General features: G+C 51.6%; 29 protein-coding genes and 2 tRNA genes. 7 read left to right on the forward strand and 24 right to left on the reverse strand.

Annotated elements, in window-relative coordinates; translation table 11 throughout:
* Window positions 1-254 precede the first annotated feature (254 nt).
* A complete protein-coding gene (gene clpB / locus DBY86_RS08570) occupies window positions 255-2,834 on the forward strand; it encodes an ATP-dependent chaperone ClpB (protein ID WP_107819660.1) in 2,580 nt (859 codons plus the stop codon).
* A 71-nt stretch (window positions 2,835-2,905) separates the two neighbouring features.
* On the opposite strand, the gene DBY86_RS08575 is transcribed toward clpB, so the two are convergent.
* Both DBY86_RS08575 and DBY86_RS08580 read right to left on the reverse strand, forming a co-directional pair.
* Window positions 2,906-4,120 carry a pyridoxal phosphate-dependent aminotransferase gene (locus DBY86_RS08575; RefSeq protein ID WP_107819661.1) on the reverse strand — a complete coding sequence of 405 codons (1,215 nt, stop codon included), beginning with the start codon at window positions 4,118-4,120 and terminating at the stop codon, window positions 2,906-2,908.
* 88 nt (window positions 4,121-4,208) lie between these two features.
* A complete protein-coding gene (locus DBY86_RS08580) occupies window positions 4,209-4,418 on the reverse strand; it encodes a tautomerase family protein (protein ID WP_003674694.1) in 210 nt (69 codons plus the stop codon).
* A 343-nt stretch (window positions 4,419-4,761) separates the two neighbouring features.
* Between DBY86_RS08580 and DBY86_RS08585 the strand changes: the two genes are divergently transcribed.
* Window positions 4,762-5,568, forward strand: a complete 807-nt coding sequence (locus DBY86_RS08585) for a DUF4198 domain-containing protein (RefSeq protein ID WP_107819662.1) — start codon at window positions 4,762-4,764, stop codon at window positions 5,566-5,568.
* 58 nt (window positions 5,569-5,626) lie between these two features.
* On the opposite strand, the gene DBY86_RS08590 is transcribed toward DBY86_RS08585, so the two are convergent.
* The gene (locus DBY86_RS08590; protein WP_107819663.1) at window positions 5,627-6,892 is read right to left on the reverse strand and encodes a Glu/Leu/Phe/Val family dehydrogenase; all 1,266 of its coding nucleotides are present in this window, start codon (window positions 6,890-6,892) and stop codon (window positions 5,627-5,629) included.
* Window positions 6,893-7,298: 406 nt separating this feature from the next.
* On the opposite strand from DBY86_RS08590, the gene DBY86_RS08605 reads away from it, so the two are divergent.
* From DBY86_RS08605 to DBY86_RS08625, 4 genes are all read left to right on the forward strand, one after another.
* Complete coding sequence (locus tag DBY86_RS08605; RefSeq protein ID WP_107819664.1) at window positions 7,299-8,009, forward strand: phosphoglycolate phosphatase; 711 nt, start codon at window positions 7,299-7,301, stop codon at window positions 8,007-8,009.
* Between the two features lie 72 nt (window positions 8,010-8,081).
* Entirely contained in the window at window positions 8,082-8,543 is a 462-nt protein-coding gene (gene recX, locus DBY86_RS08610) for a recombination regulator RecX (RefSeq protein WP_107819714.1), read from the forward strand.
* A gap of 73 nt (window positions 8,544-8,616) precedes the next feature.
* A complete protein-coding gene (locus DBY86_RS08615) occupies window positions 8,617-8,778 on the forward strand; it encodes a hypothetical protein (RefSeq protein ID WP_025456733.1) in 162 nt (53 codons plus the stop codon).
* A gap of 152 nt (window positions 8,779-8,930) precedes the next feature.
* On the forward strand, window positions 8,931-9,413 hold the full coding sequence (locus tag DBY86_RS08625) for an acyl-CoA thioesterase (RefSeq protein ID WP_003688183.1): 483 nt from the start codon (window positions 8,931-8,933) through the stop codon (window positions 9,411-9,413).
* A gap of 396 nt (window positions 9,414-9,809) precedes the next feature.
* On the opposite strand, the gene DBY86_RS08630 is transcribed toward DBY86_RS08625, so the two are convergent.
* The 6 genes from DBY86_RS08630 to DBY86_RS08655 all read right to left on the reverse strand — a co-directional run bounded on the left by DBY86_RS08630 (window position 9,810) and on the right by DBY86_RS08655 (window position 14,663).
* Window positions 9,810-10,823, reverse strand: a complete 1,014-nt coding sequence (locus DBY86_RS08630) for a M23 family metallopeptidase (RefSeq protein WP_107819666.1) — start codon at window positions 10,821-10,823, stop codon at window positions 9,810-9,812.
* Between the two features lie 102 nt (window positions 10,824-10,925).
* Window positions 10,926-11,672 (reverse strand): 5'/3'-nucleotidase SurE, encoded by a 747-nt coding sequence (gene surE / locus DBY86_RS08635; RefSeq protein ID WP_107819667.1) that lies wholly within the window; start codon window positions 11,670-11,672, stop codon window positions 10,926-10,928.
* Between the two features lie 16 nt (window positions 11,673-11,688).
* The gene (locus DBY86_RS08640; protein ID WP_107819668.1) at window positions 11,689-13,245 is read right to left on the reverse strand and encodes a TerC family protein; all 1,557 of its coding nucleotides are present in this window, start codon (window positions 13,243-13,245) and stop codon (window positions 11,689-11,691) included.
* A gap of 106 nt (window positions 13,246-13,351) precedes the next feature.
* Window positions 13,352-14,137: a fimb protein gene (locus DBY86_RS08645; protein WP_107819669.1), complete on the reverse strand. Its 786-nt coding sequence runs from the start codon at window positions 14,135-14,137 to the stop codon at window positions 13,352-13,354.
* 108 nt (window positions 14,138-14,245) lie between these two features.
* Complete coding sequence (locus DBY86_RS08650) at window positions 14,246-14,521, reverse strand: hypothetical protein (protein WP_107819670.1); 276 nt, start codon at window positions 14,519-14,521, stop codon at window positions 14,246-14,248.
* Window positions 14,499-14,663 carry a hypothetical protein gene (locus DBY86_RS08655; RefSeq protein WP_159068576.1) on the reverse strand — a complete coding sequence of 55 codons (165 nt, stop codon included), beginning with the start codon at window positions 14,661-14,663 and terminating at the stop codon, window positions 14,499-14,501. Before DBY86_RS08655 ends, DBY86_RS08650 begins: the two co-directional genes overlap by 23 nt.
* Window positions 14,664-15,027: 364 nt before the next feature.
* Here DBY86_RS08655 and DBY86_RS08665 point away from each other — a divergent pair, with 364 nt between their 5' ends.
* Window positions 15,028-15,333 carry a type III-B CRISPR-associated protein Cas10/Cmr2 gene (locus DBY86_RS08665; protein WP_234403424.1) on the forward strand — a complete coding sequence of 102 codons (306 nt, stop codon included), beginning with the start codon at window positions 15,028-15,030 and terminating at the stop codon, window positions 15,331-15,333.
* Between the two features lie 57 nt (window positions 15,334-15,390).
* On the opposite strand, the gene DBY86_RS08670 is transcribed toward DBY86_RS08665, so the two are convergent.
* From DBY86_RS08670 to DBY86_RS08725, 15 genes are all read right to left on the reverse strand, one after another.
* Complete coding sequence (locus tag DBY86_RS08670) at window positions 15,391-15,945, reverse strand: nucleoporin Nup88 family protein (RefSeq protein ID WP_107819672.1); 555 nt, start codon at window positions 15,943-15,945, stop codon at window positions 15,391-15,393.
* Between the two features lie 83 nt (window positions 15,946-16,028).
* Window positions 16,029-16,262 (reverse strand): hypothetical protein, encoded by a 234-nt coding sequence (locus DBY86_RS13090; RefSeq protein ID WP_159068577.1) that lies wholly within the window; start codon window positions 16,260-16,262, stop codon window positions 16,029-16,031.
* On the reverse strand, window positions 16,259-16,387 hold the full coding sequence (locus tag DBY86_RS13980; protein ID WP_300905494.1) for a hypothetical protein: 129 nt from the start codon (window positions 16,385-16,387) through the stop codon (window positions 16,259-16,261). Before DBY86_RS13980 ends, DBY86_RS13090 begins: the two co-directional genes overlap by 4 nt.
* A gap of 360 nt (window positions 16,388-16,747) precedes the next feature.
* A tRNA-Glu gene (locus DBY86_RS08675) sits at window positions 16,748-16,822 on the reverse strand.
* A 17-nt stretch (window positions 16,823-16,839) separates the two neighbouring features.
* Window positions 16,840-16,916 (reverse strand) — tRNA-Arg (locus DBY86_RS08680).
* A 110-nt stretch (window positions 16,917-17,026) separates the two neighbouring features.
* A complete protein-coding gene (recN, locus tag DBY86_RS08685) occupies window positions 17,027-18,700 on the reverse strand; it encodes a DNA repair protein RecN (protein ID WP_107819673.1) in 1,674 nt (557 codons plus the stop codon).
* Between the two features lie 183 nt (window positions 18,701-18,883).
* Entirely contained in the window at window positions 18,884-19,486 is a 603-nt protein-coding gene (gene scpB / locus DBY86_RS08690; RefSeq protein ID WP_107819674.1) for an SMC-Scp complex subunit ScpB, read from the reverse strand.
* The gene (locus DBY86_RS13985) at window positions 19,452-19,583 is read right to left on the reverse strand and encodes a hypothetical protein (protein WP_300905493.1); all 132 of its coding nucleotides are present in this window, start codon (window positions 19,581-19,583) and stop codon (window positions 19,452-19,454) included. Before DBY86_RS13985 ends, scpB begins: the two co-directional genes overlap by 35 nt.
* Before the next feature lie 3 nt (window positions 19,584-19,586).
* Window positions 19,587-20,528, reverse strand: a complete 942-nt coding sequence (gene ylqF, locus DBY86_RS08695) for a ribosome biogenesis GTPase YlqF (protein WP_107819675.1) — start codon at window positions 20,526-20,528, stop codon at window positions 19,587-19,589.
* Window positions 20,529-20,607: 79 nt separating this feature from the next.
* The gene (gene rapZ, locus DBY86_RS08700; RefSeq protein ID WP_107819676.1) at window positions 20,608-21,462 is read right to left on the reverse strand and encodes an RNase adapter RapZ; all 855 of its coding nucleotides are present in this window, start codon (window positions 21,460-21,462) and stop codon (window positions 20,608-20,610) included.
* The gene (gene hprK / locus DBY86_RS08705) at window positions 21,443-22,405 is read right to left on the reverse strand and encodes an HPr(Ser) kinase/phosphatase (RefSeq protein WP_107819677.1); all 963 of its coding nucleotides are present in this window, start codon (window positions 22,403-22,405) and stop codon (window positions 21,443-21,445) included. The genes rapZ and hprK overlap by 20 nt, the downstream gene beginning before the upstream one ends.
* Before the next feature lies 1 nt (window position 22,406).
* Window positions 22,407-22,856 carry a PTS IIA-like nitrogen regulatory protein PtsN gene (gene ptsN, locus DBY86_RS08710; protein ID WP_107819678.1) on the reverse strand — a complete coding sequence of 150 codons (450 nt, stop codon included), beginning with the start codon at window positions 22,854-22,856 and terminating at the stop codon, window positions 22,407-22,409.
* A 184-nt stretch (window positions 22,857-23,040) separates the two neighbouring features.
* Entirely contained in the window at window positions 23,041-23,931 is an 891-nt protein-coding gene (gene ubiA, locus DBY86_RS08715; protein WP_107819679.1) for a 4-hydroxybenzoate octaprenyltransferase, read from the reverse strand.
* Window positions 23,932-24,012: 81 nt separating this feature from the next.
* Window positions 24,013-24,423 (reverse strand): hypothetical protein, encoded by a 411-nt coding sequence (locus DBY86_RS08720; protein ID WP_107819680.1) that lies wholly within the window; start codon window positions 24,421-24,423, stop codon window positions 24,013-24,015.
* Between the two features lie 125 nt (window positions 24,424-24,548).
* On the reverse strand, window positions 24,549-25,025 hold the full coding sequence (locus tag DBY86_RS08725) for a chorismate--pyruvate lyase family protein (RefSeq protein WP_107819681.1): 477 nt from the start codon (window positions 25,023-25,025) through the stop codon (window positions 24,549-24,551).
* Window position 25,026: the final 1 nt, after the last annotated feature.

Here is a 25,026-nt window from a genome sequence, read left to right on the forward strand (position 1 = left end):
GTCCTTACGGCATCAATGCCGTCTGAAAGGGAAAAAGATGCGCCGATTATACCCGATTCACAATATTTGTTCAGACGGCATCGGACGTTTCCCTATTGGACAGATTAAGTTATACACACGAATTAAAAAATTTATTTCAATCGTATTCAACAAGATACGTAATTAAACCTGAAAAGTTAAAATCTGACGCTTGAGTTATCCACAATTATGCACATATAGGCTTCGACAGCGGACATTTTGAAAAGGAAACGAAAATGCGATACGACAAATTAACCGCCAAATTCCAACAAGCCCTTGCAGAAGCTCAGAGTTTGGCGTTGGCTGCGGACAGCAGCTATTTGGAAGCAGGCTTCGTGCTGAAAGCCCTGCTTGACGACCAAAACAGCGGGGCTGCCGCGCTCTTGGCTCATGCTGGTGTGAATGTGCCGCAAGTGAAACAGCGTTTGCAGCAGCATTTGAACAGCCTGCCGAAAGTGTCCGGTCAGGGCGGCGACATTTTGCCCAGCCGCGAATTGCAGGCGGTGTTGAACCTGATGGACAAAGCCGCAACCAAACGCGGCGATGCCTATATCGCCAGCGAACTTTTCCTGCTTGCCTTGGTACAACAGAACGATGCGACCGGCAAAATCCTGAAAGAAGCCGGTGCGACCGAACAAAACATCAACGCCGCGATCGACGCGGTACGAGGAGGACAAAACGTGAACGATGCCAATGCCGAAGACCAACGCGATGCTCTGAAAAAATATACGCTCGACCTGACCCAGCGTGCCCGCGACGGCAAGCTTGACCCCGTTATCGGTCGTGATGATGAAATCCGCCGCGCGATTCAGGTGCTGCAACGCCGAACCAAAAACAACCCAGTGTTGATCGGTGAGCCGGGTGTGGGTAAAACCGCTATTGTTGAAGGCTTGGCGCAACGTATCGTCAACGGCGAAGTCCCCGAATCCCTGCGCAACAAACGCCTTTTGGTTTTGGACTTGGCGGCTTTGATTGCCGGCGCGAAATACCGTGGCGAATTTGAAGAACGCTTGAAAGGCGTGTTGAACGACTTGGCGAAAGACGACGGCAACACCCTGATTTTCATCGATGAAATCCATACTTTGGTCGGTGCGGGCAAAACCGACGGCGCGATGGATGCGGGCAATATGTTGAAACCGGCTTTGGCACGCGGCGAATTGCACTGCATCGGCGCGACCACCTTGGACGAATACCGCCAATACATCGAAAAAGACGCGGCACTCGAACGCCGCTTCCAAAAAGTATTGGTCGGCGAACCCAGCGTGGAAGACACCATCGCCATTTTGCGCGGTTTGCAGGAACGTTATGAAATCCACCACGGTATCGATATTACCGACCCTGCTATTGTTGCCGCCGCAGAATTGAGCGACCGCTACATCACCGACCGCTTCCTGCCCGATAAAGCGATTGATTTGATTGACGAAGCCGCCAGCCGTGTCAAGATGGAAAAAGAAACCAAGCCGGAAGCAATGGACAAAATCGACCGCCGTCTAATTCAGCTTCGGATGGAAAAGGCGCACGTTGAAAAAGAAAAAGACGATGCCAGCAAAAAACGTTTGGAACTGATAGACGAGGAAATCAACGGTCTGCAAAAAGAATACGCCGATTTAGACGAAATCAGGAAAGCCGAAAAAGCGATTTCAGACGGTGTCGCCAATATTAAGAAACAAATTGACGAAGTCAAAATTAAAATCGAACAGGCAAAACGGCAAGGCGATTTAGCACTGGCTTCAAAATTGATGTATGAAGATTTGGAACATTTGGAAAAACAGCGTGCAGCCGCCGAACGGGAAGATACGGACAGCACAAAACCGGCAAACAAACTCTTGCGTAATAATGTCGGTGCTGAGGAAATCGCAGAGGTGGTTTCCCGCATGACCGGCATTCCCGTATCCAAAATGATGGAAGGCGAACGCGATAAATTGTTGAAAATGGAAGAAGTATTGCACCGCCGCGTAGTCGGTCAAGACGAAGCCGTGCGTGCCGTGTCCGACGCTATCCGCCGCAGCCGTTCCGGTTTGGCCGATCCGAATAAACCTTACGGCAGCTTCCTGTTCCTAGGCCCGACCGGTGTGGGTAAAACCGAGTTGTGCAAAGCCTTGGCAGGCTTCCTGTTCGACAGCGAAGACCACCTCATCCGTATCGATATGTCCGAATACATGGAAAAACACGCCGTTGCCCGCTTAATCGGCGCGCCTCCGGGCTATGTCGGCTACGAAGAAGGCGGCTACCTGACCGAACAAGTGCGCCGCAAACCGTACAGCGTGATTCTTTTGGACGAAGTGGAAAAAGCCCATCCCGACGTGTTCAACATCCTGCTGCAAGTATTGGATGACGGCCGTTTGACCGACGGGCAAGGCAGGACGGTAGATTTTAAAAACACCGTGATTGTGATGACTTCCAACATCGGCAGCCAGCACATCCAACAAATGGGCATTCAGGACTACGAAGCAGTGAAAGAAGTTGTGATGGAGGATGTGAAAGAACATTTCCGTCCTGAAATGATCAACCGCATCGACGAAGTGGTCGTGTTCCATGGCTTGGATCAGGCAAACATCCGCAGCATTGCGAAAATCCAGCTTAAAGGTTTGGAAAAACGTTTGGAAAAACAAAACCTGCGCCTGACTGTTTCCGATGCCGCTCTGGACATCATCGCCAAAGCCGGTTTCGACCCGATTTACGGCGCACGTCCGCTCAAACGCGCGATCCAATCGGAAATCGAAAACCCGCTGGCAAAAGCCCTGCTTGCCGGAAACTATGCGCCCGAAAGCGAAATCAGGGTGGAAGCCGACGGCGACAGACTGAAATTTGCCTGATTCGTTCCTGCTGTTGAAAATGCCGTCTGAAACGGGAATCTCCGTTTCAGACGGCATTTTTTATCAGAATCCTACTGATGGTAGGTTTGCAGGAATCTTGCCAACCTGCCCATCGCCTCTTCAATCTGATGGACGTAAGGCAGCGTAACAATGCGGAAATGGTCGGGTTTGATCCAATTAAACCCCGTTCCCTGTACCAGCAAGACTTTTTCGCGCACCAGCAAATCGTAAATGAATTTCATGTCATCGTGGATACGGTACATTTCGGTATCGATTTTTGGGAACATATACATCGCACCCATCGGTTTGACGCAGGACACGCCGGGAATCTGGTTGACCAGTTCCCACGCCCTGTTGCGCTGTTCCAAAAGCCGCCCGCCGGGCAAAATGAATTCGTTAATGCTCTGATAGCCGCCCAATGCCGTCTGAATCGCGTGCTGCATCGGCGTATTAGCACACAGGCGCATGGACGAAAGCATATCCAAACCCTCGATATAACCTTTTGCATGATGTTTCGGCCCGTTGAGCACCATCCAGCCTTGGCGGAATCCGGCGACGCGGTAGGCTTTGGACAAACCGTTGAACGTTACCGTCAAAAGGTCGGGGGCAAGCGCGGCAATATGGTGGTGAACCGCGCCGTCGTAGAGGATTTTGTCGTAAATCTCGTCGGCAAAGATAATCAGACCATGTTTGCGCGCCAGTTCGGCGATTTCCAGCAGGATTTCCCTGCTGTACACCGCGCCTGTCGGATTATTGGGATTGATGACGACGAGGGCTTTGGTTTTGGGCGTGATTTTGGCTTCCATATCGGAAAGGTTGGGAAACCAGCCGTTTTCTTCGTCGCACAGATAATGGCGTACCGTACCGCCCGCAAGCGTTGCCGCCGCCGTCCACAAAGGGTAGTCGGGCGCGGGAATCAGGATTTCGTCGCCGTCGTTGAGCAATGCCTGCATAGACATCGTAATCAGCTCGGACACGCCGTTGCCGATATAGACATCGTTTACCGTAATATCGCGCAAACCTTTGGTCTGATAGTAGTGAACGATGGCTTTGCGGGCGGAATACAGCCCTTTGGAATCGCAATAGCCTTGCGAAGTCGGCAGGTTGCGGATGACATCGACCAAGATTTCATCAGGGGCTTCAAAGCCGAACGGCGCAGGGTTGCCGATATTGAGCTTGAGGATTTTATTGCCCTCCTCTTCCAACTGAAGGGCTTTTTTGTGAACCGGCCCGCGTATGTCGTAACAGACGTGGTCGAGCTTTGCAGACTTGGGAAACTTATCCATAATGTGTTCCGTAAATTTTGGGCAATGGGTGGGAATGTACTCTTTTTCACGCGGAATTTAAAGCATCAGGGCGGGGTTTTCAGGTTTTTCACCTGCCCTCTTTGCGCCGTTCGCTGACGCTTTTGCCGCCTATGCCCCAGTTATCGGTATCCACTTCATCGATAACGACCACTGTCGTCTCAGGATTTTTACCCAACACACGACCCAACAATTCGGTTACACCTTGTATCAGCTCCGCCTTCTGCTCCGTACTCGGCGCTTCCTTACCACCGGTTACTTTAATATTGACATAGGGCATGATATTTCTCCGTTTTGAAATATTGCTATCTTATCAAACAAGTTGCCTCCGCCCAAACGTCCGCTTCATTTTCTGAAAAATTCAAATCGATATAGTAGATTAACAAAAATCAGGACAAGGCGGCGAGCCGCAGACAGTACAGATAGTACGGAACCGATTCACTTGGTGCTTGAGCACCTTAGAGAATCGTTCTCTTTGAGCTAAGGCGGGGCAACGCCGTACTGGTTTTTGTTAATCCACTATACAAAAAGACAGTTTTCAGACAGCAAATCCGTCTTCACACGATATTTATTTTGTTATAACATAACAAAATCTTTAACCCACACGATACAAAGGCTGCACCATGAAGAAAACATTGGCACTGCTCGCCGTTTCCGCCCTGTTTGCCGCATCCGCACACGCCCACCGCGTCTGGGTCGAAACCGCCCACACGCACGGCGGCGAATACCTTAAAGCCGACTTGGGCTACGGCGAATTTCCCGAACTCGAACCCATCGCCAAAGACCTCCTGCACATCTTCAGCAAACCGATGCAGCTGGTTACCGAAAAAGGCAAGGAAAACATGATTCAACGCGGTACATACAACTACCAATACCGAAGCAGCCGCCCCGTTAAGGACGGCAGCTACCTCGTTACCGCCGAATATCAGCCTACTTTCTGGTCAAAAAACAGCGCAGGCTGGAAACAGGCGAGTATCAAAGAAATGCCTGACGCAAGCTATTGCGAACAAACCCGAATGTTCGGCAAAAACATCGTCAACGTCGGACACGAAAGCGCGGACACCGCCATCATTACCAAACCGGTCGGACAAAACTTGGAAATCGTCCCACTGGACAATCCCGCCAACATTCACGTAGGCGAACGCTTCAAAGTCCGCGTTCTGTTCCGTGGCGAACCGCTGCCCAATGCCACTGTTACCGCCACATTTGACGGCTTCGACACCAGCGACCGCAGCAAAACGCACAAAACCGAAGCCCAAGCCTTTTCCGACACCACCGACGGCAAAGGCGAAGTGGACATCATCCCCTTGCGCCAAGGCTTTTGGAAAGCCAGTGTCGAACACAAAGCCGACTTCCCCGATCAAAGCGTGTGCCAAAAACAGGCGAACTACTCGACTTTAACCTTCCAAATCGGCCATTCTCACCATTAATCCCGCCCGCACAAAAAATGCCGTCTGAAGGCTTCAGACGGCATTTTTTGTTCAAACATCAATACCAGCCGCGCAGCTTCATCGCTTTTTCAACACGGCGGATACTCATCATATAAGACGCGGTACGCAAATCGACATCATACTCTTGCGCCAAGTTCCAAATATCGCGGAACGCGCGGCGCAGGACGACGGTTTCTTTTTCCTGAACTTCGTCAAATTCCCAATAATAGCCTTGCAGGTTTTGCACCCACTCGAAATAGGAAACGACCACGCCGCCGCAGTTCGCCAGAATATCGGGCACGACCAATACGCCGTTTTGACGCAGGATAACGTCGGCTTCTGGCGTAGTCGGGCCGTTCGCGCCTTCAACCACGATTTTCGCGCGGACTTTACCGGCGTTTTCAGAAGTCAGTTGATTTTCCAGCGCGCAAGGGGCAAGTACGTCCACATCCAAAGCCAAAAGTTCGGCGTTGGTAATTTCCTTGCCGTAACCGGCGTCGTTGGTGATGAAGCCTTTTTCTTGGAACTCTTTAAACAGGGCTTCCATATCCAAGCCGTTTTCATTGTAAATGGCAACGTCAACAGTAGATACAGCAACAACTTTCGCACCGGATTGATGCGCGTAATAACCTGTGTGGTAACCGACATTACCGAAGCCTTGAATGGCGTAAGTGGCACCCTTCACGTCTTTGCCCAGTTTTTCCAAAGCTTGGACGGCGGCGAGGTTCACACCGTAACCGGTAGCTTCGGTACGCGCCAAAGAGCCGCCGAACTCAACCGGTTTGCCGGTAAATACGCCCGGTGCGGAATGTTTCACCACGTTTTCATAGGCATCAACCATCCAAGACATGATTTTGCCGTTGGTGTTCACATCGGGAGCGGGAATATCGATTTTCTCGCCAATCAGCGGAGAAATGGCTTCGGAATAAGCGCGTGCGATACGTTCCAGTTCCGCCTCGGAATAATCGCGCGGATCCAAAGTAATACCGCCTTTACCGCCGCCGTAAGGAATGCCGGCCACGCAGCATTTGATGGTCATCCAAATCGACAGGGCTTTGACTTCGTCCAGATTCACACCGGGATGAAAGCGCACGCCGCCTTTGTAGGGACCGACGGCGTTGTTGTGTTGCGAACGGTAGCCCGTGAAGGTTTTGACCGTGCCGTCGTCGAGTTTGACGGGGAAATTGACTTCCAACACGCGGGTCGGACTCTTCAGGATTTCATAAACGGCCGGATCGGTTTTCAGCCGGTCGCAGGCGGTTTTGACCTGTTTTCGCGCGATTTCAAACGGATTGAGGGTTTCTTTTGCAACGGCATCAGACATTTTGCTTCCTTTTCACAAAAAGATTTTCAGGGGCGTGCATTTCGCTCATTACTATAACCAATTTCCCGACAAAATGTAATAGCGTGTAGTCGGAATCAGCCCGATTTGATTAATCTATATATGATTTTATTTTTCAAGCCGCACGGAATCAGCCCGGACTCCGCCTGAAAAAGCAGCCTCCGCGTCCGAAAAATAAATGTCCAATTAAATAAAGATATAGGCATCCTTTTATTTTTTAAAAATTTAATTGGAACATCGCCGGGATTTCAAACCCTTGCCCGACTCCGCCACGAAATCCGAAAACACCGCCTGCAAAACCTGTTGCGATTGTTAACAATCCATACATTAGAAGCCCTGTGCAAACGATGTTAAAATAAACCCTTTCAACCCGACAGGAAACCGGATTATGAATGCAGCCATCGAACACGTCCAAGCCGTCGCCTTCGATTTGGACGGCACACTGTGCGATTCCGTCCCCGACCTTGCCGCCGCCGCAGAAGCGATGTTGGAACAACTCGGTATGAAACCGCTGCCCGCCAAAGTGGTCGAAAGCTATGTGGGCGACGGCATCGGCAAACTGGTTCACCGCGTCCTCACCAACGACCGCGACCGCGAAGCCGATTCCGAACTGTGGGAAAAAGGTTTCGTGTCCTATATGAAATACTACCGCGACCATTTGAGCGTCTTCACCCGCCCCTATCCCGAAACCGAAGCCGGGCTGGCATTGCTCAAATCTTTGGGCATCCCGCTCGCCGTCGTTACCAACAAAAACGAAATCCTTGCCGTCGAGCTGTTGAAACAGCTCGGACTTGCCGACTACTTCAGCCTGATACTCGGCGGCGACAGCCTGCCCGAAAAAAAACCCAGCCCGCTGCCGCTGCGGCACACCGCCGAAGTTTTGGGTATCGATGTTGCAAACATGGTTATGGTCGGCGACTCGCGCAACGACATCATCGCCGCCAAAGCCGCCGGCTGCCTGAGCGTCGGCGTTACCTTCGGTTACGGCGATATGACGCTGCTCTCGCAAGACGATGCGACCCGCCCCGACTGGATTATCGGCTCGCTGCCCGAAATTTACGAAAACCTGCGACCGCAGAAAAACAAAGACGAAGAATAAAACAATCTGTTCAGACGGCATCGGAATCCGTTTCCCATGCCGTCTGACTCTTTCCGTGCCGAAACTGCCGCCATGAAACCGCAAAAATCCCTACGCGCCCGCGCGATGGACATCCTCTCGCGCCAAGAAGTCAGCCGCATCGGTCTGAAACGCAAACTTGCACCTCACGCCGAAAGCGAAGAGGATCTGGAAAACGTGTTAAACGAATTTTCCGAACGCAACTGGCAGTCGGATTTACGCTATGCAGAAGCCTATATCCACAGCAAAAGCCGGAAACACGGCTCCCTGCGCCTGAAACAGGCTTTGGCGCAACAGGGCATAGATGAAGAAACCAGCCGCAACCTGCTTCCCGACCGCTCAAGCGAAAAACAGTCCGCCATAGCCGTGTTGCGTAAAAAATTCAAACACCCCGCCGCCGACCTCAAAGAAAAACAAAAACAGGCGCGCTTCCTCGCCTATCGCGGATTTGATGCCGATGCCGTTCAGACGGCATTGAAACACGCTTGGGACGAAAATTGGGAAGACGGCTGCTGACCTTCCTTCTTGAATCTTTTTGCACGGCAGCGTAACCTTACGCCCGTTTCCAACTTTTCCGATTGAGAACAAAATGTCCGGACAACCCGAAAAACACCACACCTCCCCCATCGAAGACGAACGCAAAAACCCGGTTTACCGTATGGGACGGGCAGTTGCCGGATTCATGCTCGCCGTTTGGGCGGGCGTGCTGGCACTCGTGTTTTTCTTGGTTTTCCGTTTTTGGCTTTCCTGAACAAAATGCCGTCTGAAGCCTTCAGACGGCATCGGCGGCCCATTTCGGCAGGCTATCCCGCCATAGCTTTTTTTAGCTTGAATTCCACTTCCCCATTCCCTAAAATTTTCCCGCCCCCATTTCAAAACACCCTTTCTTAAAACAGGTACACTATGACACAACAACGCCAACTGCCTTCCCACGAACTCATCATGTCCGAACTGATGATGCCGGACACCGCCAATTTCAGCGGCAACGTACACGGCGGCGAACTCCTGCTCCTGCTCGACCAAGTCGCCTATTCCTGCGCCAGCCGTTACAGCGGCAATTATTGCGTTACCCTGTCGGTTGACAAAGTCCTGTTTAAAGAACCCATCCACATCGGCGATTTGGTTACCTTTTACGCCGCTGTCAACTACACGGGACGCACCTCGATGGAAATCGGCATCCGTGTCGAAGCACAAAACATCCGCACCGGCGAAATCCGCCATACCAACAGCTGCTACTTCACGATGGTTGCGGTCAAAGACGGCAAACCCGTCCCCGTCCCTCCGCTGGAAATCCTGACCGACCGCCAACGCTGCCGCTACGAAAAAGCGAAAAAACGCAGAGAAATCAGCCTCCAAGCCTCCGGAGACGTGTCCTGCGGCTGCTGACGGCGGCCTATGCCGTCTGAAATACCGGACAAGCATTGTTCCAACATTCGGCGTAATGGTTTGGTTTATTGAAGCAAAACCGCCCGATTCCGACCCATCCGTTTTTCAACGACATTTTGAAATACAGCCGTGAAACCAAGCGGCTGTGTTTTCATATTCCCTTGATGCAGCCCTAATCAGTCGGACAAAATGCCTTTTATCCGATAAAACCGCCCTCCGAACGGAAATAAGCGGCTTTTCCATTGCAAACAGATGAAATCAAGCAAATACCCAAACACAGTCAAACAAATTTATACGCCCCGTCCCTTCGGAATGATTTGAAAACACAGCCGCCAAAACAAAATGCCGTCTGAAGACCTTTCAGACGGCATTTTTAACCTGATTGCAAACGGAAAGTCAGAACGCGATATAGCTGTTCGGGTTAACCGGTTTGCCGTTTTGCCGTACCTCGAAATGAAGCTGCGTTCTGGAAGCATCGGTATTGCCCATCAAAGCAACCTGCTGACCGCGTTTGACCTGCTGCCCCTCACCGACCAGCAATTTTTGGTTGTGCCCGTACGCGGTCAGGAAAGAGGAATTGTGCTGGATGATGACCAAATTTCCGTATCCCCTCAAACCGGAACCGGCATAAACCACTTTGCCGTCAGCCGCCGCCAAAACGGGTTGTCCGGCATTACCGGCAATATCGACACCCTTGTTGTTGCCGCCGAAATCGGCAACCACTTTACCTTGCGTCGGACGCTGCCAAACAATGCCGCCGACCGAACGCGTGCCGGAAGGCGAAGCGGCAGGAGATTGCGGGGCGGGCGCGGGGGCGGGAACCGCTTTATTTTCCGCAGCGGGCGCGGCAGGTTGAGGTGCGGACTGCACGGACGGTTGCGCGGCGGGTTTCACAGGGGTTTGTACGGCAACCGGTACGGCAGGCCTGCTTTCTACGGCTGCGGTTTTCGGTGCGGCATATCCTGCCGGTTTGACTTTAACAATCTGACCGATGCTCAACGTATTGTCGGTCATGCCGTTCCACGCACGGAAATCGTCTTGAGAGATATGGTAGCGTTTGGAGATGTTGTACACCGTGTCGCCGCGCACAATAGTATGCGTCGCCGCGTTGATGTCGACAGGTGCGTAAGAAGGAACATATGTACCCGAAACGGCAGGTGCAGACGGCGGAACATAAGCAGGAGGCGTATAAACCGGCGCAGTTTGCACGGGCGGCACATACGGCGCATCGTTGGCTGCAGGAGCGGCATTGTACGGCGTTGCGCCATAAGGATTGTAAACCGATGCAGACGGTACGGTCTGCATTCCTGAATTTCCTGCAATGACGGGGGCAGGCTGTTGGGTGGCACAACCGCCCAACAGAGCGGCAACGGCGGTACAAGCTGCCAAAAGTGTCGTTTGTTTCAACATAAGATAACCTTCATGTTCCGATATATAGCCTGAATGCGGTATATCATAATAAAAATGCGCGTTCTTCTCAAGCGCAAAGCCCGACGGTATTTGATAAAACGGTCAGTCCGTATGCCAAAAGGCCGCCGTTTCCGCCATGTCCGGATAGGCGGTCAGATCGATTTGCAGCGGCGTTACGGTAATGAAACCTGCGCCGCATTCACCGAAATCCGTCCCCTCTTCCCGATCGGAAACTTCACCGACCGGCCCTATCCAATAAATCTGTTCGCCGCGCGGATTGCGGGACGGGACAATGTTCTGCTCGTGATTCCGTCTGCCCAGACGGGTAATTTTGACTCCCCTAATTTCATCCGGCGCGACAGCAGGGATGTTGACATTCCACAAGACAGGCGCGGACGGCGGTTTTTTAAAAAAATGCGCCAACACCTTCCATACCGCCTGCTCTGCGGTCTGCCAATAGCGTCCGGAAGCATCGTTTAAAGAAAACGCCACAGCAGGCATACCCATCAGATAGGCTTCGGTTGCCGCCGCAACCGTCCCCGAATAAAGCGTATCGTCCCCCATATTCGCCCCTCTGTTGATGCCTGAAAACACGACATCGGGCTTAAAATCGGGCAGGGCAAACTGACCGACATGGATGCAGTCGGTCGGCGTGCCGTTGACATAGTAGAACCCGTTTTGCGCCTGTTTCAACTGCAAAGGGCGGTCGAGCGTCAGCGAATTGCTGACTCCGCTCCTGTCGCGTTCGGGCGCGACCACCCTGACGTTGGCAAATTCCGACGCAACCCGCGCCAAAACGGCAATACCTTCGGAGAGGTAGCCGTCGTCGTTGGAAATCAAAACGTTCATTTCCTATCCTGAATGCTTATTCTTCGGGCAATTTGGTGATTTTGACCCGCTCGATACGCTGCCCTTCTTTTTCGACCACTTCAAACCGCCAGCCGTGAAAATCGGCAAAATCGCCGACATCGGGGATGGTTTGCAATTCTTCCATAATCAGCCCGGCAACCGTATGGAAATCGGTATCTTCCTCCTGCTGCGGCAGATTGAGTTGTGATGCCAGCTCCACATATTCCAACGCGCCTTCCACCGTCAGGCTTTCATCGGGATTCCCCTGAACGGCGGGTTCTTCTTCGCGCTCGAATTCTTCGGGAAAATCGCCGGCAATGGCTTCCAACAGGTCTTTCATCGTCACCATACCCAATACCGCGCCGAACTCGTCCACGACGAGGGCGTAATCCGCGCTACTTTGGCGGAAGAGTTCGAGCGCGCCCAAGGCGGTCGTGCCGTCGGGCAGGACGAGCGGCTGGCGCAATGCCGTCTGAATGTCGAGACCACCTGTTTCCAGCAGTTGGGACAGCAGGTCTTTTTTGTTGATGTAGCCCAACGGTTCGTCCACGCCCGCCTTTCCGACAACGAGCAGGCGGCTGTAAGGCGTGTTTTGCAGTTGGGCATACTGTTCTTCGCGGCTTTGGGAAATGTCCAGCCGTTCGATGTCGCGGCGTGGGATCATCACCCCCATAATCGGGCGTTCGGCAAGCGTCAGTACGCTGCGTATCATCGATTTTTCGTTTTCTTCAAAATGCGCGTCGTCTTCGGCTTCATTGCCTGCTTTGGCCAGCACGCTCTCGCGTATACCCATCATACCCAAGACGTTTTCGGCGGTGCGCTTGCGCCAAGAGCTGCCGATGTAGTCGTTTTTGCGGCTGTTGCGCTGGGAAATCTGGTTAAACAGTTCGATTAAAATCGAGAAGCCGATGGCGGCGTAGAGGTAGCCTTTGGGAATGTGGAAATGGAAGGCTTCGGCAATCAGGCTGAAACCGATCATCAACAAAAAACCAAGGCAGAGCATCACGACGGTGGGATGCCTGTCCACAAATTCGGTCAAGAGTTTGCTGGCGGAAATCATGACCGCCATTGCGACAACGACCGCGCCCATCGCCACGACGATGTGATCGACCATCGCCACGGCGGTGATGACCGAATCGATGGAAAACACGGCATCCAGTATCAGGATTTGCGCAACCACGCCCCAAAACGGCGCGTGTTTTTTTTGGTTGTCGGCAACGGCAAACCGGTTGTGCCCTTCGAGGCGTTCGTGCAGTTCGGTAGTGGCTTTGTAAAGCAGGAAAATACCGCCAGCGAGCATAATCATGTCCTTGCCGGAAACGGCGAGGCCGCCGATTTGGAACAGCGGTTCGGTCAGCGTGATGATGTGCGCCATAAAAGCAAGCATAATGATGCGGATGACGACTGCCAGCCCCAGCCCGGTAATCCGTGCGCGGTCGCGCCGTGCGGGCTGGACCTTGTTTGCCAAAATCGCCACAAAGACAAGGTTGTCTATCCCCAATACGACTTCCAACACCAAAAGCGTGGCAAAACCTATCCAGGTATGCGGTTCTGCCAACCAACTGAAATCCATGATTTTCGTGTTCCTCGACGGTACGGCGGCAAGGCCGCCGTTGTGTTTGCAATGTCCGGCATATTTAGGGATGCCGTCTGAACGCCGGTTTCAGACGGCATCGGGCTCAGTCGGCGATAAAGCCGTCTATCGGCGCGTAGCCCCGTGCATTTCCCTGCGCGTCCAGCACCACGATCCAATCTTTCTGCCTGCTGCCGGTAAAGGGCAGGAAATACCAGTCTTTATCTTCGGAAATATCTGCCTGCTTCAAAATATCGGCAACGGCGATTTTTCTCACATCTGCCAATTTTTTCAGCGGCTTCATCGCCTTACGGATTTTCTCCGCCTCTTGACGGGAATACGGCAGCCACCGGTCCGGGCGCATACTCGGCTCTATGCCCTGCATAGACAAATCCAAGGTTTTGTTTTGTTCGTCCGCCGTATCCGGCTCTTTCAGCCCGACGCGGCGGATGCCGAACCACGACAGGCTTTGCAGCCCTTCCGGCGCTTTGTGCAAATCTTCAACCGCCACTTCGGCGGCGGTTACAATATTAATCCTGTCTTTTTCAAACGCCTCTATCACGGGGCGCGCCAAAGAAACGCTGTGCAGACCGTATGCCAATGCGGCAAGCTGAATCGCGCCGGTCAGGGAAAAATCCACGATCCGCGCCCTGCTTGTCTTTTTCGGACTGGACAATATCAGCGTCAGCAGCGGGCCGCACACGATGTCCACTGCCACCACCAGCTGATAAAGCGACAGACCGCCCGTCAGCTCGGCATAAGGATAAGGATACCAAACCTTAAAAACCAGCAATGCCGCCAGCCCTGCAACCGATAGGCTGATTAAGAGGTGCCAGCCCGCACTTTTCAAGGCAAAACGCCATCTCGAAACTGTTTTTCCGTTTTCCATCATATCTTGTTCAAATCAAAACTAACCGTAAAAACAGAGCGCATTGTACAACAGATAAAGACTCCTTAAAATGCGGCGCCGTCTGAAAACCTGCCGTTCAGACGGCATCCTTCACCCGATATCAATGCACAGATATTTCAAGTCCCAATATGCCGCACCGTCGTCAAAGGCTTTCGGCGCAAAGCGGACAAGTTGGATCTGATTGCTTTCTTTGTTTCTCAAATATAGGGTGTTGGCAGGCTTAGGCAATAAAATCCTTATGCCGTCTGAAGCGTCCCTGTTCTCCCAAAACGCACCCTGCACGGGGATCAGGCGCAATCCTGCTGCCTGTTTGCCCGACAATCCGGCACGGTTGCCCCAGATTTCATCCGCCCAATCCCAAGGCACATAACATAACCTGCGCGCGTACCAAACCTGCGGCGGCAGATGGCAGGGAGAATTGGATGTCATCGATATCCGACTGCGCGCCAAATGGTTTGCCGCTGCGGAATACCAAGGGTGCTGATGCATCTAAAAAATAGCTGTTCATGATTGCACTTCCTGTCCTCAATCTTTTTGCAAGCCAGCGGGCGATAATCAATTCGACAGCCAATACTTGGAAGCGCATCAGAAAAAACGGATAGCGACATATGCGGTAAAAGCAAGGGCAATTACATAGATAAACCCCTTTATAAATTCAAAAGTCTCATCTATATCGCTATATTTTTCTTTCAGTTCGTCAGATTTTCGATAACGTTTCATTTTCAAGACCACTCCAGGCGGATTGGGTGGCCGCACTAGACGTGGTTGTGGTGCATTCAAGGCAGAAGGTATAGAACTGGTTTCGATTCATGAAATGCGTAAATTGGGTTGCAAAATTTCATATTCAGCCGTCCGGTTTATGAAAGCGGTCGATGGAGTGGGATGATTATTCTATTGTCGAACAGCAGTCAGGAAGTCAAATAAATTTTGGAGAAAACAAAATGACCCAATACGTTTTAATCTTATCCGTCGAACCCGTGCAGGGGTTTATCGCTTCAGCGCGTCGCAGCAGGGATTTGTGGAGCGGTTCGTGGCTGCTGTCGGAAACCGCAAAGGTGGCGGCAAAGTGTTTGTTTGAGGCAGGTGCCTGGATGGTGTTTCCATTCGTGGGAAAGCCGGTCTCCCTTAATCCTTGCGATACGATGGAAAATAATTTTTCGGTCGGTAATAAGATTTAAGTGCAGATTGATACGGCTGACGATGCTGTCGTCCGTGAATTGGTCGGACGGGCAAAATCAGCGGCGCAAGTTGGGGAAGAAAGAATTGGAAGTCCACCTCGAGAAACTGCAACAGCAGCTTGGCGACAGACAGACCGATGCACTCAATTGTTTTTCAAACTGTCGGTTGGTCTGCTCCAAGCGGTTTTTCAAATCTTTTTGGGTTTTTGCCAGATTGTCGGTGGATATGCCCGCCGCCTTCATGTCTTTGGCAAGTCGGGCTGTGCTTTTGATCTGCCTCTTTTGGGTCTGCTCTAGGTTTTCGGCTTGGCGGGCGAGTTTGTTCATTTCGCGGCTTTGGGCTGCGGTTGCGCCGCCGCCTTTTTTCATTTCTGCCAAAAGTTCTTTTTGCCTGTTGCGGTTTTCGGACAGTTTTTTGCTTATTTCGTTAAGGTTGTTTCGGTAGCGTTCGAGCTTTTGGACATCGTTCAGGGCTTTGTTGAGGCGGATTTGCTCTTGCTCGGTCTTTTTGATGTTGCCGCCCAAGACGCTTGCGGCTTTGCTGATGCGCTGGAACTGTCCGCTTGCTTTGTCGGCAGCTTTGAGAATAATATTTATGATCTTGTTGGTCATGAAGTGACCCACTGGCGCAAAGTTTCCAAAACCTGCTGTTTGTCCACGTCATTTGCTCTTCCACCCAAACGCCATTGCACGACTCATTGCAAACCTTCCTTACCCAATTTCATTTCAAGTAATCCTGTCCTTGTCTTACGAGCCGTAAACAAAACATAACCCAAAGGATCATTTAGTCCTTCTGCATAATTAGAAAGTGAAGCACTTTGCAGCTTATTTGTTACATGTGCACGCAAAAATACTAAGCTGGCTGCGGCCTCTTCTCCGATACCACCCCACAAACAAAGTTCCGCTTCGCGCAGGCTTTTACTGCTCAAATTTCATTTGTGTTTTGCCGACAACCGCCATGCAAGGGCGTAACCAGTTCGCAACGAATTTCATGCCAAGCATCCCTGCTTTCAGCCAGTGCCGGAGGAGCAAAATCAAGTATCAGCAAAGTCATTTTTTCGTCCTTTGTTGTTTAAGCGATGAGGTTCTTTATAAGAGAAATAAATATATTTCGTACCATCCACAAATTTGTCAACTTTCGACGAAACATTCAAATAGAAAACCTTAGCAGCCTGCCTGTCATTTCTACTTTTAAAGACGATATAAAAAGAAAATAAACAGATACGGTTACTAGAAATAGAAAGAAAGAAACATTCAGCGTGCCGAATTGGAAACGATACAGTATTGCCTTGCTGCGCCGTCTATACTGTCAGAGGTTTTGTCGCCCGTCCCGATTTTTATGAATCGACTATATGTCCGCATATGCAAACAGAAATGGAAAAATGCCCCCAGTAAAACTGGAGGCATTTTAAATTGGCACGCCCACGGGGAATCGAACCCCGGTTACCGCCGTGAAAGGGCGATGTCCTAACCGCTAGACGATGGGCGCATGTTGTGTATTCTTGTTGGCGCACCCGGAGCGATTCGAACGCCCGACCCTCTGGTTCGTAGCCAGATACTCTATCCAACTGAGCTACGGGTGCAGCACAATCACTTGTTCAAGTGATTAAGAAAGCGTGATAATACGGATTTATCTGAGTTCTGTCTATTATTTTAGACTTTTATTTTCAGTTATTTTTATAACTAATTGATTTTAAAATAAACTATTTTTCGACGCAAGTTGCAGCAATTCTGCCGCATGTTGCCGCGTCGTATCGGTAATGATTTCCCCGCCCAACATACGGGCAACCTCTTCGATCCGTTGGATTTCATCCAATATACTGATTTCGCTGACGGTTTGCTCTCCCTCGCTGTGCTTGCGCACCCGCCAGTGGTTTTCGCCACAGGATGCGACTTGCGGAAGATGGGTAACGGCAAGCACCTGATGTTTTCTGCCCAACGCACGCAAGGCTTTGCCGACCATTTCGGCTACTCCCCCTCCAATACCGGTATCGACCTCATCAAAAATCAGGGTGGGAACTTGGGTATATTGGCTGGCAACAACCTGCAAGGCAAGGCTGATACGCGCCAATTCACCGCCGGAGGCGACTTTGTTCAGCGGGCGGGGCGGATTGCCTTTGTTGGCGGCAACTTGAAACTGTACCTGCTCCAAACCGTGTGCCGTCGGGGAAGACGGCAGCAGAACGATGTCGAAACGCGCGCCTTTCATAGCGAGATGCTGCATATTTTCCGTTGTCTCTTCGCCAAGCCTGCCGGCAGCCTGATGCCGCATAGCGGAAAGGATGTGGGCGGCTTCTTGATATTCGGCAAGGTTGCGGGCAACGGTTTGCGTCAATGCTTCCAAATCGGCGGCAGCTTGAAGGCTTTGCAGGCGTTCTTCGATTTCTGCCAACTTGGCAGGCAACTCTTCGGGCTCGATACGGTATTTCCGTGCCATGCCCATCAGTTCGCCCATACGCTGTTCCTGTGCCGCCAATTCATTGGGGTTGATGTCGCTGCGTCCAGCCACATCGCGCATATTGGCACTGATTTCGCCCAATTCGGCCTCGATGCTTGCCAACATATTCAGGCTCTCGGCAAAGCGCGGCTCGATGTTTTGCAGATTGGCCAATAGTTTTTGACATTGATAGATATGGCGTTGGATGCCGTTGTCGCCGTCAATCTTGCTTCCGACTTCTTCGGCGGCCTGCAACAGCTCGGCAGAATGGGCAAGGCTGTCGTGGCTTTGGCTGAGGGTTTCCCATTCGCCTTGTTTAATGTCCAACTGATTCAGTTCGTTAAACTGCCATTCCAAACGCTCACGCTCAATGATGATGGTCTCGGCGTGTTCCTGCGCCTCTTGAAGGGCTTTTTTCGCATTGACCCAATTTTGATAAAGCTGCCTGACGATTTCCGCCTGCACCTTGCTGCCCGCAAATGCGTCCAACAATTCGCGCTGGGCGGCTTCCTGATTAAGCGAATGATGGGCGTTTTGCCCGTGGATGTCGATAAGCTGCCCGCCAATGGCTTTGAGTTGCGCCAAGGTAGCCGCCTGATTGTTGATAAAGCTGCGACTTTTGCCTTTAGCATCGATAATGCGGCGGATACTGAGTTCTTCTTCTCCGTCGTTTAAAAGCCCCTGTTCATACAATTCTGCTTTTAAAACAGGTAAATGGGAAATATCGAACAACGCCGACAATTGGGCTTCTTTTGCACCGCTGCGGACTTGGCTGTAATCGGCCTTGTCGCCCAACAGCAGACCAATCGCATCCAAAGTAATGGACTTGCCTGCGCCGGTCTCGCCGGTCAAGACGGTAAAACCGCTTTGAAAATCCAGATTCAGATTTTCGACAATGACAAAATCACGCAAAGAAAGTGTTAGAAGCATTGTTAGGATTCCTTAGCAATTCTACCGACAAAAGCAATATCAGCTTTAGATATACGAATTATAACTAAGATTTTTTAAATTAAAAATAAGTTTTTCCTTAATTTTGCTTAGTGCTTGTTTTTATCTGCTTATTTGTTGCAACGCCGTCTGAAGCAATGTGCATTTCAGACGGCATTTGGAATTTCAGTTGGGCAGGGTATCGGACGGTACGGTTTCCGGCTCTTCTTCATCCGTAGGCAGCATTTCTATCAAATCGGGCAAAACCAGTTCGCCCAGTTCAGTCAGCGGTGGCAGTTCTTCCAGACCGTCCAAACGCAAATCGCTGAGAAAAGTTGCCGTTGTCGCCCACAATGCGGGTTTTCCCAATGTGTCCCGATGTCCGATGACTTCAATCCACCCCCGATCCTGCAAGGTCTGCATCACGTTCTGCGACACCGCCACGCCGCGTATGCCTTCGATGTCGCCGCGCGTTACGGGCTGCTGGTAGGCGATAATCGCCAATGTTTCCATCACGGCGCGGGAATAGCGCGGCGCACGCTGTTCCTGAAGGCTGCCCAGCCGTTCGAATGCCGTCTGAACAACCTGAAAACGCCAGCCCTCTTGCGTATGCACCAGTTGCAACGCCCTATCCTGCCAACGCGTTTTCAACTGCGCCAACACATCAATCAGTTTGTCTTGCGACAGCGGCGGCACACACAGTTCGCGCATGGATTTTTCGTTCAGGGGTTCGGTTTGGGTCAGAAGCGCGGCTTCAATCAGCGCGTCGGGAGAAATTTTGTCGGTCATACGGGTATCCGTGCTGAAACGGCATGGGTTTGGATATGCCGTCTGAAATCGGTTGGAATGGAGAGAAGCTGCCTGAAAAATATTTTTCAGACGGCATTCTTTATGCTTCCGCAGGCTTCTGCCCTTTACGCTCTGCTTTTCTTGCCTCACGCAATGCCTTGAGTTCGGCTTCTTTCTGACGTGCTTTTTTAAGCCAAGTTTCCCATTGGTTCGGCGTTTCGAGGGTGATTCTGCCGATTTTGCCTTCGCGGAAGTCGGTGAGGATGTTTTCGGCGGCTTTTTGGTAATTGACCCGTCCGCCGCTGAGGACTGCGCCGCGTTTTTTGGCTATCCACTCGAGCCACGAGTTGTCATCCCAGTGGCTGCCGGGGTCTTTGTCGGCTTGGTAGCGTTCTTGCAACATAGGAAGGTAGTGGCGGCGGAGGTAGTCTAAAAGTTCGAGGGCGACTTCTTCTTCGTCCAATGCATTGCGTCCGACCGCGCCGCCGGCGGCGAGGTTGTAGCCGCTTTCTTCGACGATGATTTTCGGCCACAGCATTCCGGGGGTGTCGTACAGCCAGAAGTCGTCGGCGAGGAAAAGGCGTTGTTCGGCTTTGGTGATGCCGGGTTCGTTGCCGGTTTTGGCGGATTTTTTGCCTATCATTCCATTGATGAGGGTGGATTTGCCGACGTTGGGAATGCCGCAAATCAAAACGCGCAGGGGTTTGTCTATGCCTTGCCGGTGGGGAATCATCGCGCGGCAGGCTTGGGTGATTTTGCCGTGCGCGCCGGTTTCGGAGGAATCGAGGGCAATGGCGCGGGTGTCGGGGCGGCTGTTGTAGTGGTCAAGCCAGACCTTTGTGCGTTCGGGGTCGGCAAGGTCTTGCTTATTTAAAATTTTGAGTTTGGGCTTGCCTTTGGAAAGCTGCGCCAACAGTGGATTTTCGCTGGAGGCGGGCATACGCGCGTCCAGCATTTCAATCACCATATCAACGCTTTTTGCACGCTCGGCGATGGCTTTTTTCGCCTTGTTCATATGGCCGGGAAACCATTGGATTGCCATGTCTGTTCTTTCTTTTCAATATTTGAAATGCCGTCTGAAACGGAAGACGGGGTTCAGACGGCATAATGGTTTGACGGGATTAACGACCCGACAGGTTTTGCGCCTGTCTGTGCCGTATCAGCAATTCGTAACGCCCTTTCAACCTTCGGGCGAGTTTTTCGACAATATAGACCGAACGGTGCTGCCCGCCGGTACAGCCGATGGCGACGGTAACATAACTGCGGCTTTCGTCCTCCAAACGCGGCAGCCAACGCGTAACAAACCTTTCGATGTCGTCAACCATTTCCTGCACAAGCGGCTGCCCGTCCAAATAATCCCAAACAGGTTTGTCCATACCGGTGTAAGGCCTCAACTCGGGATCGTAATACGGGTTGGGCAGACTGCGCATATCGAACATAAAATCGGCGTTGTTCGGCACACCGTATTTGAACCCGAAGGACTCCAAAACCACCAGCAGTCCGGTACGCTCAACCCTCAGCCACTGTCGGACTGCATGGCGGAGCTGTTGGGCATTCATCTTGGAAGTGTCGATACAGTAGGCGATTTCCTTAAGCGGGAACAGCCATTCGCGCTCTTTTTTCAGGCTTTCCAACAGCGTCATGTCCTGACCGGCCAGCGGATGTCCGCGCCTGGTTTCGGAAAACCGGCGGACCAGCACGGCCTCTTCCGCCTCGACAAATAAAACTTCCACCCTGTGTCCGAGTCCGCGCAGATAGGCAATCTGCTCACGCGCTTGGGCAATGTCTATGCCGGAACGCACATCGACGCTGACCGCCAATTCGGTTTCGTCCGCACGTTCGATATGGTACGAAACCAGCGACGGCAGCATTTCCAAAGGCAGATTGTCCACACAAAAATAGCCCAAATCTTCCATTTGGCGCAGTGCAACGGATTTGCCCGAGCCGGAAAGCCCGCTAATCAGGACGATTTTCATGATTCTGTTCGTTTTCTTTAAGTTGCGTCTGATGGCGTTCCAAAAATTCGCGCGTACTGTCTTTGCCGCGCAACTGCAAAATGTAATTGCGTACCGCCGCCTCAACCAAAACGGCGAGGTTACGTCCGACGGCGACGGGCAGCGTTACCGAACGGACGTTGACGTTGAGGATGGATTCTGTTTCCGTACGTATGCTCAATCGGTCGAGCTGTTTCATGTACTCGTCGTCTGCGGCAACCAGGTTGATGATGAGTTGCAACACTTTTTTCGGCCGGATAGAAGTTTCGCCGAAAATATGGCGGATATTGAGTATCCCCAAGCCGCGCACTTCCAAAAAGTCGCGCAACATGGGCGGACAACGTCCTTCCAATGTTTCCGGACCGATGCGGAACAGCTCGACCGCATCGTCGGCAATCAGGCTGTGGCCGCGCGAAATCAGTTCCAATGCCAATTCGCTCTTACCCAAACCCGAATGTCCGGTAATCAGCACGCCGATTTCAAACACATCGAGAAATACGCCGTGTTTGACGGACGATGCCGCCAAGGTGCGTTGCAGGTAAATCCGCAACACGTCCATCAGATAGGGGCTTTCGAGTTTGGAAGTCAGCAGTGGAATATCGTTTTTGTGGCAGTAGTCGCGCAGCCCCGGGGAAACCGGCAAATCGTTTGCCACGATGACCAAAGACATGGAAATATCGAACAGGTCTCCGAACTGATAACCCGTTTCCCCCGATTCGAGGCGGTTCAGATATTCCGACTCTGCCAAACCGACCACTTGGATTTGGTTGGGGTGGATAAAATTCAGGTGTCCGACCAAGGCGAGGACGGGCTTGTCCGCCTCTACGCCGATACGGTTGTCCGCACCCGAATTGCCGGCGGCCCAGGCAAGTTGCAGTTTGTATTGGTTGTCATCAAACAGGCGGCGGACGGAAATACTGGGCATATTATTCTTCAGTCAGGATGGAGCGGGCTTCTTCCGCAGAAGCAACCGTCATCAACGATTCGCGGATGCTTTTTTGGGAAAACTTGCCGGCCAGTTTGGACAAGACCTCCAAATGCTCGCCCGTCGCGTTTTCCGGCACCAGCAAGATAAAAACCAGTGAAACCGGCTTGCCGTCGGGCGCGTCGAATACGACGGGTTCGCGCGTGCGGATGAACGCGCCCGTCGCCTGCTTCACGCTCGCGTGGCGGCCGTGCGGGATGGCGACACCCTGCCCCAAACCGGTCGAACCGAGTTTTTCACGGGCAAAAAGACATTCGAAAACATCAGCATGAGGCAATGATGCCTCGCGTTCCAAAAGCAGGCCCGCTTCCTCAAACAGCCTTTTTTTACTGCCCACCTCCATATCCAAAACAATATGGGACAAAGGCAAAATTTCGCCGATAAGGCTCATAAGCTTCTCTTTTCAGACATCGCAAAACAGAAGGATTGTACCGACTGCCGGGGCAAACCTCAATCCCGCATACGGTACGGGCTGACATAACACAGCGTTTTAAAAACATATTTTAACGCTTTTCGGCACAGATAGAAATGCCGTCCAAAGCAGTTTACGGCTCTTCAGACGGCATTGCCCTGCCTCATTTCGCGAAAAACGTATGGGCAAAAATGGCGGTAAACCACACCCAACCGATTCTGTTGTTTGCCAAAAACGTTTCAAAACAGATTTGCCGGACGCGGCTTTTGATGGCGGCATATTGGCGGTATTGCAGCAGCAGGACGATGGGGATTGCCGTCCAATATGCCCATGCCGCACCGATAACCGTACCCAATACTGCCATCAGCAGGGTAAAGCCGCCATGACACAGCATAACGGCGGCGATGTCGTAACGCCCGAACGTAATGGCGGAGGTTTTGATGCCGATTTTCAAATCGTCCTCTTTGTCCGCCATGGCGTAAACAGTGTCGTAAGCCAGTGTCCATAAAACATTGGCAGCAAAGAGTATCCATGCTTGAGGCGGCACGTTTCCGGCAACGGCGGCAAACGCCATCGGGATGCCGAAGGAAAAGGCAAGCCCCAGATAAAATTGGGGAATCGGGAAAAAGCGTTTGGTAAACGGGTAAGTCAGCGCAAGGAACAGGGCGGGCAGGCTCATCAGCCAAGTCAGATGATTCAGCGGAATCAGGCACAATGCGGCAAGCAGGCACAAAAATGCCGTCAGCAGCAGCGCTTCTTTTTTCTTGACCCTGCCCTGTGCGAACGGACGGTTTTTAGTGCGCTCGACAGCACCGTCAAAATCGCGGTCGGCAAAGTCGTTGATGACGCAGCCGGCACTCCGCATTAAAAACGTGCCGATTGTAAACGCCGCCAATACCGCCAAATCGGGAATGCCGTCTGAAGCCAGCCACAACGCCCAGTAGGTCGGCCACAGCAAAAGCAGCGTCCCGATGGGCTTGTCCGCCCTCATCAGCCTGAGATAAACGTCCAAACGGTCGGACAGTCGTAAAAGTAAAGGGGATTTAGGATTCATAATGACAAGCTACGGCTCGTTCAAAAGGTTGCTTGTGTAGCATGCACTTCCTATCGGTAGTGAGTCCATGCTACGGCTCGTTTAATTGAAACTCTCCTGATCTAAAAATTCTAACTCTATTTCCCGGCAAACTATATCTATGATAAAACCGGTCGGAAGATCATACCTACCGCCTATCAATGCCAGCGTACCTCCATAATCCAAGATTTCATCATCCTGCTTTAATTCGCCAAGCTCCAATACATTTTTGATCTTTTTATCTTGGTTCTTCGTAGCGTATTCATATCTAAATTTTAGATAGCTGAACTGCTTGAATTTAATTTTCACCCAGTCTGAATAACTGGGGGTAGGAAGCTCTTGAGGTAAATCCGGATAATCCACACAATTGACGATGATATGAAATTCATCATTTTTCAAAGTATAGTTTAATAGAGCACCTTCAAATATATACAGAAATTGATAATCTTTTTTTGGAATAGTATAAGTTGTCATATTATTTTATCTTTTCAAATACAATGGTTTTATAATTACTTAATTTCAAGTATTTTCCATCACTCTGATGAAATTTCAGTTGTTTAAACTCTTCCTTTTGCCGCGCAACTTGAAAAAACGGTATTTTATCCGATAAAGCGTTTCAGTTCGGGCAGAAAATACTCGGTCAGCAGCATTTCCTCGCCGTGATGGGAAAACCGCGACCGCCGAGCGGCAAAGTACCGCCCGCATTCTTCGCCGGAAACGGCAAACTCAAATGCCGAACGCGCCCCTTCCAAATCTGCCTGAAACAGACGCTCGCCCAAAGGACGCGTGCCGCAGTTCAAGATATCTTGCCAAAACGCCGAACCTATTCGGCACTCGCTCCTTGCCGCGATAACGGGGATACCGTCCAGCTTCAACAAAACTTCGCGCACCAGCCTCCCCCCGCATTCCGTCTCTAACTCGCCCAGTTTCAGCAGTTCCACCGAAAATATATGCGGCAAGGCACGCAATGCGGCCGTCAGCGACCGAGCTTTCAATAACCGGCTCATCGGCAGACTGATGCCGTCTGAAACGGAGGCAGGCAAGTCGGGCAGCCATTTCCCAAATAGGTGTTCCATA

The organism is Neisseria bergeri (genome assembly GCA_003044455.1).
GTDB lineage: Bacteria > Pseudomonadota > Gammaproteobacteria > Burkholderiales > Neisseriaceae > Neisseria > Neisseria bergeri.

Excerpts from the sequence above, each read along its gene's own strand:
- DBY86_RS08580 (WP_003674694.1), bottom strand. The coding sequence starts at position 4,418 with ATGCCCTATGTCAATATTAAAGTAACCGGTGGTAAGGAAGCGCCGAGT.
- DBY86_RS08575 (WP_107819661.1), bottom strand. The coding sequence starts at position 4,120 with ATGGATAAGTTTCCCAAGTCTGCAAAGCTCGACCACGTCTGTTACGAC.
- DBY86_RS08655 (WP_159068576.1), bottom strand. The coding sequence starts at position 14,663 with ATGAACAGCTATTTTTTAGATGCATCAGCACCCTTGGTATTCCGCAGC.
- scpB (WP_107819674.1), bottom strand. The coding sequence starts at position 19,486 with ATGACCGACAAAATTTCTCCCGACGCGCTGATTGAAGCCGCGCTTCTG.
- DBY86_RS08665 (WP_234403424.1), top strand. The coding sequence starts at position 15,028 with ATGGAGTGGGATGATTATTCTATTGTCGAACAGCAGTCAGGAAGTCAA.
- DBY86_RS08605 (WP_107819664.1), top strand. The coding sequence starts at position 7,299 with ATGAATGCAGCCATCGAACACGTCCAAGCCGTCGCCTTCGATTTGGAC.
- ubiA (WP_107819679.1), bottom strand. The coding sequence starts at position 23,931 with ATGAATCCTAAATCCCCTTTACTTTTACGACTGTCCGACCGTTTGGAC.
- DBY86_RS08725 (WP_107819681.1), bottom strand. The coding sequence starts at position 25,025 with ATGGAACACCTATTTGGGAAATGGCTGCCCGACTTGCCTGCCTCCGTT.
- DBY86_RS08670 (WP_107819672.1), bottom strand. The coding sequence starts at position 15,945 with ATGACCAACAAGATCATAAATATTATTCTCAAAGCTGCCGACAAAGCA.
- rapZ (WP_107819676.1), bottom strand. The coding sequence starts at position 21,462 with ATGAAAATCGTCCTGATTAGCGGGCTTTCCGGCTCGGGCAAATCCGTT.
- ptsN (WP_107819678.1), bottom strand. The coding sequence starts at position 22,856 with ATGAGCCTTATCGGCGAAATTTTGCCTTTGTCCCATATTGTTTTGGAT.
- DBY86_RS08630 (WP_107819666.1), bottom strand. The coding sequence starts at position 10,823 with ATGTTGAAACAAACGACACTTTTGGCAGCTTGTACCGCCGTTGCCGCT.
- DBY86_RS08640 (WP_107819668.1), bottom strand. The coding sequence starts at position 13,245 with ATGGATTTCAGTTGGTTGGCAGAACCGCATACCTGGATAGGTTTTGCC.
- DBY86_RS08590 (WP_107819663.1), bottom strand. The coding sequence starts at position 6,892 with ATGTCTGATGCCGTTGCAAAAGAAACCCTCAATCCGTTTGAAATCGCG.
- surE (WP_107819667.1), bottom strand. The coding sequence starts at position 11,672 with ATGAACGTTTTGATTTCCAACGACGACGGCTACCTCTCCGAAGGTATT.
- DBY86_RS13985 (WP_300905493.1), bottom strand. The coding sequence starts at position 19,583 with ATGCCGTCTGAAAAATATTTTTCAGGCAGCTTCTCTCCATTCCAACCG.
- hprK (WP_107819677.1), bottom strand. The coding sequence starts at position 22,405 with ATGCCCAGTATTTCCGTCCGCCGCCTGTTTGATGACAACCAATACAAA.
- clpB (WP_107819660.1), top strand. The coding sequence starts at position 255 with ATGCGATACGACAAATTAACCGCCAAATTCCAACAAGCCCTTGCAGAA.
- DBY86_RS08615 (WP_025456733.1), top strand. The coding sequence starts at position 8,617 with ATGTCCGGACAACCCGAAAAACACCACACCTCCCCCATCGAAGACGAA.
- DBY86_RS08720 (WP_107819680.1), bottom strand. The coding sequence starts at position 24,423 with ATGACAACTTATACTATTCCAAAAAAAGATTATCAATTTCTGTATATA.
- recX (WP_107819714.1), top strand. The coding sequence starts at position 8,082 with ATGAAACCGCAAAAATCCCTACGCGCCCGCGCGATGGACATCCTCTCG.
- ylqF (WP_107819675.1), bottom strand. The coding sequence starts at position 20,528 with ATGGCAATCCAATGGTTTCCCGGCCATATGAACAAGGCGAAAAAAGCC.
- recN (WP_107819673.1), bottom strand. The coding sequence starts at position 18,700 with ATGCTTCTAACACTTTCTTTGCGTGATTTTGTCATTGTCGAAAATCTG.
- DBY86_RS13980 (WP_300905494.1), bottom strand. The coding sequence starts at position 16,387 with ATGACTTTGCTGATACTTGATTTTGCTCCTCCGGCACTGGCTGAAAGC.
- DBY86_RS08585 (WP_107819662.1), top strand. The coding sequence starts at position 4,762 with ATGAAGAAAACATTGGCACTGCTCGCCGTTTCCGCCCTGTTTGCCGCA.
- DBY86_RS08645 (WP_107819669.1), bottom strand. The coding sequence starts at position 14,137 with ATGATGGAAAACGGAAAAACAGTTTCGAGATGGCGTTTTGCCTTGAAA.
- DBY86_RS08625 (WP_003688183.1), top strand. The coding sequence starts at position 8,931 with ATGACACAACAACGCCAACTGCCTTCCCACGAACTCATCATGTCCGAA.